This window comes from Ruegeria sp. CDSC085 (genome assembly GCF_059610465.1).
Window position 1 is genome coordinate 33,431 of record NZ_JBXWNR010000002.1, and the last position, 13,067, is coordinate 46,497.

General features: G+C 55.8%; 14 protein-coding genes. 5 read left to right on the forward strand and 9 right to left on the reverse strand.

Annotated elements, in window-relative coordinates:
• Window positions 1-22 precede the first annotated feature (22 nt).
• Both AC2FJB_RS03590 and AC2FJB_RS03595 read left to right on the forward strand, forming a co-directional pair.
• A complete protein-coding gene (locus tag AC2FJB_RS03590) occupies window positions 23-280 on the forward strand; it encodes an acyl carrier protein (RefSeq protein ID WP_152458003.1) in 258 nt (85 codons plus the stop codon).
• Between the two features lie 9 nt (window positions 281-289).
• Window positions 290-1,498: a beta-ketoacyl-[acyl-carrier-protein] synthase family protein gene (locus AC2FJB_RS03595; protein WP_117868940.1), complete on the forward strand. Its 1,209-nt coding sequence runs from the start codon at window positions 290-292 to the stop codon at window positions 1,496-1,498.
• A gap of 50 nt (window positions 1,499-1,548) precedes the next feature.
• Here the strand turns inward: AC2FJB_RS03595 and AC2FJB_RS03600 are convergent, their stop codons facing one another.
• Window positions 1,549-2,127, reverse strand: a complete 579-nt coding sequence (locus tag AC2FJB_RS03600; protein ID WP_496717564.1) for an invasion associated locus B family protein — start codon at window positions 2,125-2,127, stop codon at window positions 1,549-1,551.
• 448 nt (window positions 2,128-2,575) lie between these two features.
• Here AC2FJB_RS03600 and AC2FJB_RS03605 point away from each other — a divergent pair, with 448 nt between their 5' ends.
• Window positions 2,576-4,123, forward strand: a complete 1,548-nt coding sequence (locus AC2FJB_RS03605) for a helicase HerA-like domain-containing protein (protein WP_496717563.1) — start codon at window positions 2,576-2,578, stop codon at window positions 4,121-4,123.
• A 32-nt stretch (window positions 4,124-4,155) separates the two neighbouring features.
• On the opposite strand, the gene AC2FJB_RS03610 is transcribed toward AC2FJB_RS03605, so the two are convergent.
• The 8 genes from AC2FJB_RS03610 to AC2FJB_RS03645 form a co-directional block, all read right to left on the reverse strand.
• Window positions 4,156-4,410, reverse strand: coding sequence for a hypothetical protein (locus AC2FJB_RS03610; RefSeq protein WP_117868943.1), 255 nt, complete (start codon window positions 4,408-4,410; stop codon window positions 4,156-4,158).
• Window positions 4,411-4,592: 182 nt separating this feature from the next.
• The gene (locus tag AC2FJB_RS03615; RefSeq protein WP_496717562.1) at window positions 4,593-5,906 is read right to left on the reverse strand and encodes a branched-chain amino acid ABC transporter permease; all 1,314 of its coding nucleotides are present in this window, start codon (window positions 5,904-5,906) and stop codon (window positions 4,593-4,595) included.
• Complete coding sequence (locus AC2FJB_RS03620) at window positions 5,903-6,913, reverse strand: branched-chain amino acid ABC transporter permease (RefSeq protein ID WP_117868945.1); 1,011 nt, start codon at window positions 6,911-6,913, stop codon at window positions 5,903-5,905. The genes AC2FJB_RS03615 and AC2FJB_RS03620 overlap by 4 nt, the downstream gene beginning before the upstream one ends.
• Before the next feature lie 209 nt (window positions 6,914-7,122).
• Entirely contained in the window at window positions 7,123-7,452 is a 330-nt protein-coding gene (locus tag AC2FJB_RS03625; RefSeq protein ID WP_299636797.1) for a hypothetical protein, read from the reverse strand.
• A gap of 260 nt (window positions 7,453-7,712) precedes the next feature.
• Window positions 7,713-8,264 carry a hypothetical protein gene (locus AC2FJB_RS03630; protein ID WP_496717561.1) on the reverse strand — a complete coding sequence of 184 codons (552 nt, stop codon included), beginning with the start codon at window positions 8,262-8,264 and terminating at the stop codon, window positions 7,713-7,715.
• A gap of 2 nt (window positions 8,265-8,266) precedes the next feature.
• The gene (locus AC2FJB_RS03635; protein ID WP_117868948.1) at window positions 8,267-9,097 is read right to left on the reverse strand and encodes an ABC transporter ATP-binding protein; all 831 of its coding nucleotides are present in this window, start codon (window positions 9,095-9,097) and stop codon (window positions 8,267-8,269) included.
• Window positions 9,094-9,882, reverse strand: a complete 789-nt coding sequence (locus AC2FJB_RS03640; protein ID WP_117872753.1) for an ABC transporter ATP-binding protein — start codon at window positions 9,880-9,882, stop codon at window positions 9,094-9,096. The genes AC2FJB_RS03635 and AC2FJB_RS03640 overlap by 4 nt, the downstream gene beginning before the upstream one ends.
• 125 nt (window positions 9,883-10,007) lie before the next feature.
• Window positions 10,008-11,189, reverse strand: a complete 1,182-nt coding sequence (locus tag AC2FJB_RS03645; RefSeq protein WP_299897148.1) for an ABC transporter substrate-binding protein — start codon at window positions 11,187-11,189, stop codon at window positions 10,008-10,010.
• Window positions 11,190-11,342: 153 nt separating this feature from the next.
• Here AC2FJB_RS03645 and AC2FJB_RS03650 point away from each other — a divergent pair, with 153 nt between their 5' ends.
• Together AC2FJB_RS03650 and AC2FJB_RS03655 are read left to right on the forward strand one after the other, a co-directional pair.
• Complete coding sequence (locus AC2FJB_RS03650; RefSeq protein WP_496717560.1) at window positions 11,343-12,440, forward strand: PQQ-dependent sugar dehydrogenase; 1,098 nt, start codon at window positions 11,343-11,345, stop codon at window positions 12,438-12,440.
• A 96-nt stretch (window positions 12,441-12,536) separates the two neighbouring features.
• Window positions 12,537-13,064 carry a GNAT family N-acetyltransferase gene (locus AC2FJB_RS03655; RefSeq protein WP_496717559.1) on the forward strand — a complete coding sequence of 176 codons (528 nt, stop codon included), beginning with the start codon at window positions 12,537-12,539 and terminating at the stop codon, window positions 13,062-13,064.
• Window positions 13,065-13,067: the final 3 nt, after the last annotated feature.

Genomic DNA, 13,067 nt, shown 5'->3' on the forward strand with positions numbered 1-13,067 from the left:
AACTGAAAATCAGGGGATCGACATGAGCATCAGCGACCGCGTCATCGCAATCATTGCAGAGCAGGCCGTGCTGGAGCCATCGGACGTGACGCCCGAAAGCACGCTGGAGGATCTGGGTATCGACAGCCTTGGTCTGGTCGAAAGCATCTTCGCGATCGAGGAAGAGTTCGACATCTCTATTCCTTTCAATGCCAACGAACCCGAAGCCAACGATTTTGATATCTCGAATGTTGCTGCGATCATTGCCGGGATCGAAAAGCTCGTGTCGGAAAAGGTCTGACAAACGCTCATGAAACGTGTTGTCATTACCGGCGCAGGTACGATCAATTCACTGGGCCATTCGGTTCCTGACACGCTGGAAGCCATGCGGGAAGGTCGCTGTGGGATCTCGGAACTGGAATTCCGGGACGTTGACCGGTTGGCCATCAAGATCGGCGGGCAGGTTCGTGACTTTGAGGCCGAAGGGCGGTTCAACCGTCAACAGATGTCGCTGTATGACCGGTTCACTCAGTTCACACTGACCGCTGCCAAAGAGGCTATAGATCAGTCTGGCATCGAGTTTCACGGAGAGCTTGCTGCAAAGTCAGGTGTTGTCCTGGGGACTGCCGGTGGTGGTGTGTCGACCTGGGACGACAATTACCGATCGGTCTATGAGGATGGCAAGAACAGGGTACACCCTTTTGTTGTTCCCAAACTCATGAACAACGCGGCGGCCAGCCATGTTTCCATGGAACACAACCTCAAGGGTCCCAGCTTCACCGTGTCGACCGCCTGTGCATCTTCGAACCATGCCATGGCTCAGGCCTTTCAGATGGTCCGCAGCGGTATTGCACCGGTCATGGTCACAGGCGGGTCCGAATCCATGTTGTGTTTCGGTGGCGTCAAAGCCTGGGAAGGGCTGCGCGTGATGTCGAAGGATGCGTGCCGACCGTTCAGTGCCAACCGCAACGGGATGGTACAAGGGGAAGGGGCCGGTATCTTTGTTTTCGAGGAATACGAACACGCCCGTGCCCGGGGCGCCGAGATAATGTGCGAAGTCGTCGGTTTCGCTATGTCGTCAGACGCGGCCGATATCGTGATGCCCAGCAAACAAGGGGCTTCGCGGGCCATGTCAGGTGCCTTGGCCGATGCCAGCTTGAATGCCTGCGATGTCTGCTACATCAACGCGCATGGCACCGGAACGGCAGCGAATGACAAAACTGAGTGTGCCGCAGTGGCAGATGTATTTGGACCCCATGCCGACGATCTGATGATATCGTCGACCAAATCCATGCATGGCCATCTGATCGGAGGAACCGGTGCGGTGGAGCTGTTGGCCTGTATCATGGCGCTACGGGATGGTGTGATCGCACCCACCATCGGATACGAGGAACCCGATCCGGAATGCGCGCTTGATGTTGTGCCGAACGAAGCTCGGGAAGCCAAAGTTGACGTCGCACTCAGCAATGCGTTTGCCTTTGGCGGACTGAATGCGGTTTTAGCGCTGAAGCGGATTTAGTCCGCGCAGCGCCGCCGCATAGGATGCGGCGGCATATTCGAAACGCGCTCTTAGTTCCCGTTGACGGTCAGGGAATCAAAGCCGGACGTAAAGCCGGACAACGACATTTCCATTTCCAGAACCTGGTCCGGGAATCGGGCCGGTACCAACGAGAAGACTGCCTTGGTGCCAGATTTCATTGCTTCGATGTCGCCCTGGCTCAGGCCCAGTTGAGCGACGCAGCCAACAGGCAAGCAATGGTGATAGTTATACAGCTTGCGGGGCGCACCATCGATGGACAGGGCGAGCTGTGCTTGCAGCAGTGTTTCCAAAGGAACAATCACGTTGGCCCATGCAACTGCCGCGCCGCCTTCGGGCAGTTTCCCGATCGACACTTCTGCAATCGGATCGCCTTGATTGCCCTTCAGTATCTGAACGATGGCGCACGGGTCTTCACCTTCCTGCGCCTTGATGCAGGACACGTCCCAATCTCCGAACTCTTCCTTGACGAACTGTTCTCCGGGGCGCGGTCCTTCCTGACCCAGATCGAGCCCGGCATCCGGTTCAGAAGTCGTTGTTTCCTGCGCATATACCGCACCACATAGCAGAACTGCCGCTACTGTACTAAGCGAGAGGATTTTCTTAGTCATGAATGCCTCGATTTGATGATTGAGCTTTTTGCCTCGTTTAACACTCTTCTGAACTGGTGTCAGGCACTAACAGAAAAGCTTGTCCGAACGTGAACGGATTGTTGCCAGATCATCGAAACCGAACTGTCCTGAACCAGAAAAAGAGAGCTGTATTTGCCAGCTCTCTTTCCCAAAAGGTTCTCCCCGTCGGACTGGCCGACTTATTTATGCGCAAACCCTACGAAAGGGGCGTTGACGGGTCAACAGCTATCCTCAAATTTTAATCTGTCCGTCAGAACTTTAAAACCTTTCCTGGACTGACAAAAAAGCCGTGCCCGAAGGCACGGCCAGTCGACAGGGAGGAAATCTGCCCCACGTGAAGGAAACAAACGCAGGGCAAATTGACTATCGCAGTCAAAGGTTAACTTTGTATGCTGGTGACGGATCGGTGAAATATAAGGCAGTGTTAATGGGCAATAATATTTTTTTGGGCGGCGGTGGCGAAGGCTATGGCCTGCCGCAGGAACTGGCGCTGAAATATGCGAACCGCCACGGGCTGATTGCCGGTGCGACCGGGACCGGTAAGACTGTAACGTTGCAAATCCTGGCGGAAGGGTTTTCCCAAGCCGGGGTTCCGGTATTTTTGTCCGATGTCAAAGGTGATTTGTCGGGTCTGGCTTTGCCCGGAAGCGATACGCAGAAATTGCATCAGGCGTTTTTGGACCGTGCCGGCCGCATTGGATTTGACGATTTTTCCTATTCTGCCTGCCCGGTTACGTTCTGGGATCTCTTTGGTGAACAGGGCCATCCGGTGCGGACGACGGTAACCGAAATGGGGCCCTTGCTGCTGTCCCGGTTGATGGAATTGAGCGAAGCACAGGAAGGCATTTTGAATATCGCGTTCCGGGTGGCTGATGAAGAGGGAATGCCGCTTCTGGATCTCAAGGATCTTCAGGCATTGTTGGTCTGGATCGGAGAGAACAGGACCCAGCTTTCATTACGATACGGCAATGTTTCGACATCTTCGATCGGTGCCATCCAGCGGCGTTTGCTGGTATTGGAAAATCAGGGCGGAACAAAGCTGTTTGGCGAACCCGCGCTTGATCTGTCCGATTTGATGCGCACCGATGAAAGCGGGCAGGGGATGGTGAACATCCTTGCCTCGGACAAGCTGATGGCCTCGCCAAGGTTGTATGCAACGTTCCTGCTGTGGCTGCTGAGTGAATTGTTTGAGGAACTACCCGAAGTCGGTGATCCTGAAAAACCCAAGCTGGTGTTCTTTTTTGATGAGGCACATCTGCTGTTTGATGGCGCTCCAAAAGTGTTGGTGGACAAGGTCGAGCAGGTTGCCCGGCTGATCCGTTCCAAAGGGGTGGGGGTTTATTTCATAACTCAGAACCCCGCCGATATACCCGAGGATATTCTGGGGCAGTTAGGCAATCGCGTTCAGCACGCTTTGCGAGCGTTCACGGCGCGTGACCGAAAGAACCTGCGCCTGGCGGCCGAAACATATCGTGAGAATCCGGCCTTCGACACCGAAGTCGCAATCCGGGAGGTAGGCGTCGGTGAGGCGGTAACGTCAATGCTTCAGAAAAAAGGGGTTCCCGGAATCGTCGAACGCACACTGATTCGCCCACCGGGGTCTCAGTTGGGGCCGATCTCTGATGCCGAGCGTCGGGCCATTCTCGGTGCCTCCTCGATGGCGACAAAATATGACAAGGGAATAGACCGAAAGTCGGCTTTTGAAATCCTGCAAGCCCGGGCAGAGGCAGCCGCCAGGGCAGCTGAACAGGCAGAGGCCGAAGAGGTTCTGGAAACGCAGTCACCGATGGAGCGGGAGTATGCTTCGGCACGCAGATACTCGGGAAGCCGGGTTGGCAGGTCCTCTTCCCGGGTGCAACGCCGCAAAGATACCTTTGCATCGGCGATGACCGACGCGGTGATCAAGGAACTGAAGGGAACGACCGGACGTCGGATCGTGCGCGGTATTCTTGGCGGTTTGTTCCGAAATAAATGACGGAACGGCGCCCATCGCGGGCGCCGCAATGTTTATTTCAAGCGGCGCTGACCTTCCTGACGGCAATAGGCATCCGCTTCGGGAACAGACATTTTTGTGGCCGGGTAATCAATTGCACGATCCCAGGTCACCCGATCTTGGCGGTACAACTGACAGGTTACGACACCTTTGGGTGTCTGGACCTTGACAGGTGTCGTCTCCAGTTCTTCTGGAGTGGGAATACAGGCGGCTGTTGCAACGGCAATAACCGGAAACAGAACAAGTGTCTTGAGGCGTGGTGCTTTCATTTCTAACTCTTTTCAACAAGTGTGAATGATCGTTACAGATCGGCGTAGACGGGTGTGAGCGCCGGCAACATACCGCGAAAAAGAAAACACTGCGGTGGGTCCGTTTATTCAGAAAATTGTTAAGAATCAAGAAACCGTGCCGGATGAAAGGCACGGTTTCGCCTATTGAAGGTGGAAGTGGCCTATTTCTCGGGGATCAGCCCTCTTGGACTGAATCTGAGAACAATCAACAGGATCAGGCCCATCGTAAACAGACGCATATGTGCGGCGCTGTCCAAAAGGTGGGTTTTCAATGCGCTTCCATCCGGCATGCCTGCGGTAATGACATTCATCAGCCACAACCCGATCGGTTCCACCTGAACCCACAGGAACCAGATCAGGAATGCGCCTAGAACAGCCCCGAAATTGTTGCCGGATCCACCAACGATCACCATCACCCAGACCAGAAAGGTAAAGCGCAGCGGTTGGTAAGCGCTTGGCGTCAACTGGCCGTCCAGCGTGGTCATCATTGCACCCGCAACACCGCAAACCGCTGACCCCAGCACGAAGATTTGCAGATGACGACGGGTAACATCCTTGCCCATGGCCTCGGCCGCCACTTCATTGTCACGGATTGCGCGCATCATGCGGCCCCACGGGCTTTTCAGCGCCATCTGAGCCATCCAGAGCAGCACCAGAAGTACAATCATGAACAGCAGAGAATAACCGAGTTTGACCGTTAGCGTTGACGCGGTAACGGGATCCAACCCGAGCCATTCGGCCCGGGCAAGAAAGGCCGGGTCATTCTGCAAGTCCACTTCGTAGCCCACTACCGGGGACGGGCGTGGGATGCCATAGACATTCTTGACGCCCCGGGCCAGCCAGTCTTCGTTTTTCATGACTGCAATTATGATTTCCGCGATACCCAAAGTGGCAATCGCCAGATAATCCGAACGAAGGCCCAGCGCCGTTTTACCGATCAGCCACGCAGCGCCCGCCGCCAGCAAACCGCCCGCGGGCCAGGCCAGCAGAACAGGTAGGTTAAGACCGCCGATATTGCCGGAAATCGCCGGGTCGATTGCCTCGACCGCTGAAATGCTGGGGTCGAAAACCGCGCGATAGACGAAAAAGCCGACGACCAAAACTGCGATGATGGTGAGGGTTTGCACTCGACCTTTCGGTATTCTCGTTGCCACTAGAACAGCCGCCACCACTGTTGCGGCACCCAGCAGCAAAGCCAGGACGATTCCATAGCCGCCCGCAGTCCACGCACCGGGGGTGGGTGGTGTCGAGACCAGAACAACGGCCAGTCCGCCCAGCGCGACAAAGCCCATGACGCCCACGTTGAACAGACCAGCAAATCCCCATTGCAGGTTTACACCGATCGCCATGATTGCGGAAATCAGCCCCATATTCAGGATCAGGATCGCGGTGTTCCAGCTTTGCGTAAAGCCGGTCAACAGGATCAAGCCGCCGACAATTGCGAAGAGCAGCGTATTATTGACAGCGTCGGTCATACTGCTTTCCCCTTGAAAAGGCCCGTGGGCTTGAACAGAAGCACTATCAGCAGGATGACAAAGCTGACGGCGAATTTGTAATCGGTCGAGAGAAGTTGCACCAAACCTGACGGTTCAAGGTTTTCAGGCGCAAGATAGGTCAGGACTTTCTTCCAGGCGTACGTGATTGTCACTTCTGAAAACGCGATGATAAACCCGCCTGCAATGGCGCCCAGTGGGTTCCCCAAACCACCCACGATGGCCGAGGCAAAAATCGGAAGCAGAAGTTGGAAATACACGAAGGGTTTGAAGCTCTTGTCCAGCCCATAGAGAACACCAGCAGTCGTCGCCAGCGCGGCCACGATAATCCATGTGATCATCACCACACGTTCCGGGTTGATGCCTGACAGCAGCGCCAGATCCTCGTTGTCCGAATAGGCCCGCATTGACTTGCCGGTGCGCGTTTTGTTGAGAAACCAGAACAGCAGCGCCACGGCAACAACGGCGACGATCACCGTGATACCTTGCGACGTCTTGATGGCCAGCCCCTCGCGCAGACCGGTCATCGCCTTGAAATCGCGCGCCGACACAATGAACCGAGCACCGTCCGAAAACCTTTGGTCGTCTGGCCCGATGATAAACCGGACAAGGCCGTTCATGATGAACATCACACCCATTGAAACGATCACCAGAATAACGGGCTTCGCCTTCTGTTCACGGTAGAATTTGTAGACCAGCCTGTCGGTGATCAGCACCAGCACGATACAGCCCAGGATGGCAAAGGGCAGGGCGAGCAGGGCGGTCGGCAACGGTCCAAAGCTGATCCCGGCGGCCTGCAACGCCCATGTGACAAGCACGGCGATCATCGCGCCAAAGGCCATGGTGTCGCCATGGGCAAAGTTCGAAAACCGCAGGATTCCGTAGATCAGGGTCACGCCAAGCGCGCCCAACGCCAGTTGGCTGCCATAAGCGACCGCAGGCACCAACACAAAATTCGCAAGCGCAACAAGCGCGTTGAGTAGATCCATTATTTCTTCTCACTGTCCGGGTGCGGTCTTATGGCATGACGGTCCGCGCAGGCACAATGTTTCCCGCGCGGTTTTGCGTCATATTTTTCTGCTGGTTGCGAAAAATATCCACGGGAAACACGGAAGCAGGCCAGACTTTTCAGTTGTAGTCTGGCTCAGTCACGCACCGGCCAATTCCGGTGCGTGGTCGAGATGGTCCGAAGGGGGGGTCAGGCGTCCGTCTCGGTGCAGGTGCCGTGATCGGTTCCCGCGTGGGGACCCTTGACCGAGAGGTCAAAGGACATGTCGTCATAATGCACGACAAAGGTCATGACATCTTCGCCTTCAATATGGACAAACGTCATGTTGCCAACGCCTTTGAACACCATCGCGTCGCCAGAAACACTTGCAGTTTCGATGTTGCCTTTGTCTCCTTCCGGTGCCCGATTTAGGCGCACTTCACTGCCGTCGCGGTCCGACACGCAGACAAAGTGACGTTCTTCCGCAGTTGCGGCGGTCGCGCACAAGGTGGCAATGGCCACACACATCCATTTTTTCATTTTTGGGTCCTGAACAGAGTTTTTATTCAGAAGGTTCGCTTGATTTCACGGAACTTGATTTGTTTGACCGGGAAACCGTTTCCTTCACAGCGACCGGCGCTAAACGCACAATGTGACCGGATTGCAGCCGACGCGTGGAAATCTTGGGATGGTAGGGAAATTTCGGGTAACTTCGGATAAAGTATTTAATCGACTTCAGAAAACTCCGGGAACAAGGATGATGTTGGAAAGCGCCACAATGGCGTTGAGGAAGTCCATATCTAATACCAACCGGAGTCACAGTTTAGGTTTTGGATGGCGTATTTTCCGTTGAGTTTCCTGTAGACGGAAACTTCAAACGGCAGATCATCCCTCCTGTCTGAATTGGCTCTGCTATTACCAACCTCGTACAAGTCGCTTGTAACAACAAAGGCAAACCAACTTATGCCGTATGGGGAGGACTGCGCTCCAGCCAACCAATCTTGCAAACGAAAGGTAACTTCGGGCGCGTACTCCAAATCTGCGGCGTACCAAACGGGGAGAGGAAGTTTGCCCGCTTTCGGATTAATGAAGTCCACCCAAACCGTTTCTTCTTGCCAATCAAGAAAAGATAGCGCCTGTCTATCGATTGGGTCGATGTCTTCTAAATCATAAACCAGAAAAGTGTAGGTTATACTGGTTGATTCATTGGTCTTTTTGCACAGAAATTGGTGGTCGCATTTTTCAAAGATCGTGCATTCCAACTCCAAGTAGAGACTTTGCGGTCCCGAATATGCCAGAGCGGTGGTTGATGCGATTGCGAGAAAAATTGAAGCTGCGGCGAGTTTAACCATCCTCACCCCCCCAAGAAACTCTTCCGAACCTCCGGATCGGCCAGCAGTTCCTTGCCCGTGCCGGTATAGGCATTGCGCCCCTGAACCAGAACGTATCCCTTGTCGGCAATCTCCAAAGCCTGGCGGGCGTTCTGTTCGACCATCAGGATCGGCAGGCCGGTGCGGGACACCTCGATGATCCGGTCGAACAGTTCATCCATCACGATCGGCGAAACGCCCGCAGTCGGCTCGTCCAGCATCAGCACCTTGGGCTGGGTCATCAGCGCGCGGCCCACTGCGACCTGTTGGCGTTGTCCGCCTGACAGCTCTCCGGCGGCCTGATTGCGCTTGTCGCGGAGGATCGGGAAGAGGTCATAGACCTGCTCCATCGTCTGGCTGATGTCGTCGCGGCGGATGAAGGCACCCATTTCAAGGTTCTCTTCCACCGTCATCGAAGTGAATATGTTCTGTGTTTGCGGCACAAATCCCATGCCACGGATTACACGGTCCTGCGGGGAGAGGTTGGTGATGTCCTCTCCGTCCAGACGCACAGACCCTGAACGGACATCCAGCATCCCGAACACAGCTTTCATCGCCGTCGACTTGCCGGCACCGTTGGGGCCGACGATGACTGCAATTTCACCCTTGTCCACGGCGATAGTGCAATCATGCAGGATGTCCGGCCCTTTGCCGTAGCCACCCGTCATGGTGTCGCCGATCAGAAAAGGGCCGCCCTCGACCTTATGCGTCGCACCACTTTTGCGATGGGCCGGGGTCATGGTGCCGACACCGTGCGGATTGGTAATCGAGGCGTCCTTGTTGCCCTTGTCATCCTGATAGGGGTTGTCGCTCATGCCCCGGCCTCCAGCTTGTCTTTGTTCTTCAGGCCGGTGCCCAGATAGGCCTCGATCACGTGCTCATTGGCCTTGATCTCATCCAAAGTACCTTCGGCCAGAACCTTGCCTTCGGCCATACAGATGACCGGATCGCAGATCTTGCCGATGAAATCCATGTCGTGCTCGATGACGACGAAGGTATAGCCCCGCTCTTTGTTCAAGCGCAGAATGGTATCGGCAATGGTCATCAACAGGGTGCGGTTCACACCCGCGCCGACCTCGTCCAAAAACACGATCTTGGCGTCCACCATCATGGTGCGGCCCAGTTCAAGCAGTTTCTTCTGACCGCCGGAAACCTGACCTGCCTTGTGATCGGCCAGATGTTCGATCGTCAGAAACTCCAGCACCTCATCGGCCTTGGCCTTCAGCGCGCGTTCTTCGTCAGCGATGCGTTTGCGGCCGAACCACGTGTTCCAGAGCGACTCGCCTGATTGCGCGCCAGGCACCATCATCAGGTTTTCACGGCAGGACATCGACGGGAATTCATGTGCAATCTGAAACGTGCGCAACAGACCCTTATGGAACAGTTCATGAGGGGGCAGGCCAGTGATATCCTCGCCGTCCATCACCACCTTGCCGCTGGTCGGCGGCAGAACACCTGCGATCACATTGAACAGAGTGGTTTTTCCTGCCCCGTTTGGCCCGATCAGTCCGGTGATCGACCCTTTCTGGATTTCCAGCGATGCCCCGTCCACCGCATGAAATCCGCCGAAATGCTTGTGCACGTCCTCGACGACGATCATCTTTTCCCCTTGCCGCCTGTTCGGCGCTGTTGTTTCGACCCCGTTTATCGGGTGCGGTCTTTTTTCATTGAAACAGCCCGGACACAAGGCCCGGGCTGCTTTCATTCATAGCCTTTGACGATCAATCAACGGAAGTTGACGGTCTTGTTTTCACCGTCGGTCACTTCGATCTCACGATAGGAACCAGCGCTTTCGCCGGGGCCGATCAGTTCAACGCCGGACGCACCGACATAGTCGATGTCCTGACCGTTTGCCAGCAATTCCAGACCCTTGGCCAGTTCGCCGGGATAGATCTTTTCGCCCGGGGCGTTGGCGACGTCCATGATCTTGCCACCATAGTCGGCCGGATTGGTCGATCCAGCAGCCTGCATGGCCAGCATGAACAGAGCCGCAGCGTCATAGGACTCGGGTGAATAGGGCGACGAACCGTCAAACCCTGCCGCTTCGGCCATGGCGAAATACTTCTCGGCCCCTTCACCGCCCGAACCGGCGATCTGGCCGAACGAACCATTCAGGTCGGGGCCGACATTGGCCGGCAGCGAGTCACCGATCATGCCGCCGGGCAGACCGAAGGTGTCAAATGCACCGCTGTCCAGCGCCGACTGGATGATGCCCAGGCCGCCCTGATCCAGATAGCCCGCAACAACGAGAATGTCGCCACCGGCCGAGGCCAGAGCACCGACTTCGGCCGAGTAGTCGGCTTTGCCGTCCTCGTGCGCTGCAACGATGGTAACTTCACCGCCCGCCGCCTCGTAAGAGGACTGGATCGCGTCCGCCAGACCCTTGCCGTAGTCGTTGTTCGTGTAGGTCAGAGCGATCGAGTTGATGCCGCGATCTTTCAGGATATCCGCCATCACCTGGCCTTCGCGCGCATCTGACGGCGCGGTGCGGAAGAACAGGCCGTTGTCTTCCATGGTCGACAGGCCCGGCGAGGTCGCCGAGGGCGAGATCATGACCATGCCATTCGGAATCGCGACATTCTGAAGGATCGCACCGGTCACGCCCGAGCAATCGCCGCCGATGATGCCGGCAACACCGTCCGCAATCATGCGTTCGCCGTTCGAAGTGGCCAGACCGTTATCAATGCAGCCGGTGTCAGCGCGCGATGCGGACACTTTGGATCCATCCAGAAGTTTTCCGGATTCGGTGACTTCCGAAATTGCCAACTCGGCGCCAGAACCCATTGCAGGTGCCAGCGATTCAATTGGGCCGGTGAACCCGAACAAAACGCCCAGCGTGATGTCTTCGGCCAGCGCAGGTCCGGCCAGCAAGGCGGATGCTGCAGTTGCTGTAAGCAGCTTTTTCATATGGTTACTCCCTATTGTGAACGTGTTCGTTCTGGCCACGAACCTAGGCAAGCTACCGGGAAAAGAAAAGTCCTAACGCAATCGTGTTTTTATCGATTGGAAATCTATCTGTTTTGTTAGGGTTTGCCTTAGATTGTCCGGGGAAGGTTCAACATGCTCAGAGCCGCTGCGATTCTGTTCGTCACTTTTTGCACCGAAAGTGCCTTGGCACAGGCATTGTCGACCTCGGCCGGGAATCTTGAACTCACCGAAATGGCAGGCGGGCTGGATACACCCTGGGCCGTCGGTATCCTGCCTGACGGTAGTTTTCTTGTCACCGAACGGGACGGAAACCTGCTTTATGTTCAGGACGGAGAGGCGAATGCCGTATCTGGCGCTCCCAAGGTCGCAGCTTCGGGGCAGGGCGGATTGCTGGACGTCACGATCCCGCGCGATTTCAATCAAAGCCGCGAGATTTTTCTGACCTTTTCAAAACCGCAAAATGGTGGCGCGGGCACAGCTGTCGCCGTTGCGCGCCTGTCCGAGAACGGCACGCGCCTGACAAATCTACGTGTCATTTTCGAGGCTTCCCCCGGCGGATCAGGCGGGCGGCATTTCGGCTCACGCGTAGTAGAAGCGAAGGACGGCACGCTTTTTGTAACCATTGGAGATCGAGGGGATGGGCCACAGGCGCAGGATCGTTCGAACCCCATCGGGTCCGTGATTCGTATCAACCGTGACGGCTCGGTGCCATCAGACAATCCTTTCGTCGGACAGGCAGATATCCGACCTGAAATCTGGACCTATGGGCATCGCAACCCACAGGGGGCCGATCTGGACGCGCGCGGTAGGTTGTGGGTGTCGGAACACGGTGCGCGCGGCGGCGACGAGGTGAACCTTGTCAAACCCGGCGCCAATTACGGCTGGCCGGTCATCTCGTACGGCACACATTATTCCGGAAAAAAGATCGGCGAGGGCACCAGCAAGCCCGGTATGGAACAGCCGCGCCTGTACTGGGACCCGTCGATCGCGCCGTCGGGCTTGATGGTCTATTCGGGCGAAATGTTTCCTGAATGGCGGGGCGACATTTTCGTGGGTTCGCTGAAATTCGACTATATCGCTCGGCTGTCCGGAGACCCGCTGCGCGAGGTCGAGCAGATCAAGGGCCCCGAGACTGAACGGGTCCGCGACATCGTGCAGGCCCCGGATGGGGCGATCTGGTTCATCTCAGTCGGGCAGGGCGCGGTTTACAGGATGTCTGTCAAACAGTGACATACGAAGCATGCCAGCAGACTTTACAATTCCGTTTGCGCGTTTCCATCGCCGCAGTCAGTCTGTCCAACAGGTTACACGGTTAAGAGGATATCAATGAGTGATTTCGACATTGAATTGTGCACAAGTATCCCGCCAAGAACCGAGCTGAATATGATTTTGGAGCAATATTATGCTCTTATTGCTCAAAGAATGCAGGGTATGGGGTTCGAATTGGATCCTTCCGCACCGCAAAGCGCACTTGAGGAATTCTGGGCGAACACGGATGACTATATGCCTCCGAACGGATGCCTGATCGTCGCAAGAAACCGCGGTGGCAAAATCGTGGGGTGTGGAATGATGAAACGGTTTGATCAGTATACCGGCGAGTTGAAACGTGTATTTGTAACCGAAGATGCTCGGGGCACTGGAGTGGGGCGCGCATTGATTCAAGCACGAGAACAAGCCGCCAGAGCTATGGGGCTGAAGCGGTTAATCGCAGATACACTCACCCCAAATGTGGAAATGCGGTCTTTGTATCCCAAGCTCGGGTTTGTTGAACTGGACTCTCCGATCAAGACAACAACCTACAAAGATCAGCCCATGCTCCGACCGTACTTGCACTATTTCGTCAAAGAGCTTTGACGC

Bases quoted from the DNA above. Each gene is read 5' to 3' on its own strand.
- AC2FJB_RS03605 (WP_496717563.1), top strand. From the start codon at position 2,576: ATGGGCAATAATATTTTTTTGGGCGGCGGTGGCGAAGGCTATGGCCTG.
- AC2FJB_RS03620 (WP_117868945.1), bottom strand. From the start codon at position 6,913: ATGGATCTACTCAACGCGCTTGTTGCGCTTGCGAATTTTGTGTTGGTG.
- AC2FJB_RS03600 (WP_496717564.1), bottom strand. From the start codon at position 2,127: ATGACTAAGAAAATCCTCTCGCTTAGTACAGTAGCGGCAGTTCTGCTA.
- AC2FJB_RS03625 (WP_299636797.1), bottom strand. From the start codon at position 7,452: ATGAAAAAATGGATGTGTGTGGCCATTGCCACCTTGTGCGCGACCGCC.
- AC2FJB_RS03590 (WP_152458003.1), top strand. From the start codon at position 23: ATGAGCATCAGCGACCGCGTCATCGCAATCATTGCAGAGCAGGCCGTG.
- AC2FJB_RS03655 (WP_496717559.1), top strand. From the start codon at position 12,537: ATGAGTGATTTCGACATTGAATTGTGCACAAGTATCCCGCCAAGAACC.
- AC2FJB_RS03650 (WP_496717560.1), top strand. From the start codon at position 11,343: ATGCTCAGAGCCGCTGCGATTCTGTTCGTCACTTTTTGCACCGAAAGT.
- AC2FJB_RS03645 (WP_299897148.1), bottom strand. From the start codon at position 11,189: ATGAAAAAGCTGCTTACAGCAACTGCAGCATCCGCCTTGCTGGCCGGA.
- AC2FJB_RS03640 (WP_117872753.1), bottom strand. From the start codon at position 9,882: ATGATCGTCGTCGAGGACGTGCACAAGCATTTCGGCGGATTTCATGCG.
- AC2FJB_RS03615 (WP_496717562.1), bottom strand. From the start codon at position 5,906: ATGACCGACGCTGTCAATAATACGCTGCTCTTCGCAATTGTCGGCGGC.
- AC2FJB_RS03635 (WP_117868948.1), bottom strand. From the start codon at position 9,097: ATGAGCGACAACCCCTATCAGGATGACAAGGGCAACAAGGACGCCTCG.
- AC2FJB_RS03630 (WP_496717561.1), bottom strand. From the start codon at position 8,264: ATGGTTAAACTCGCCGCAGCTTCAATTTTTCTCGCAATCGCATCAACC.
- AC2FJB_RS03595 (WP_117868940.1), top strand. From the start codon at position 290: ATGAAACGTGTTGTCATTACCGGCGCAGGTACGATCAATTCACTGGGC.
- AC2FJB_RS03610 (WP_117868943.1), bottom strand. From the start codon at position 4,410: ATGAAAGCACCACGCCTCAAGACACTTGTTCTGTTTCCGGTTATTGCC.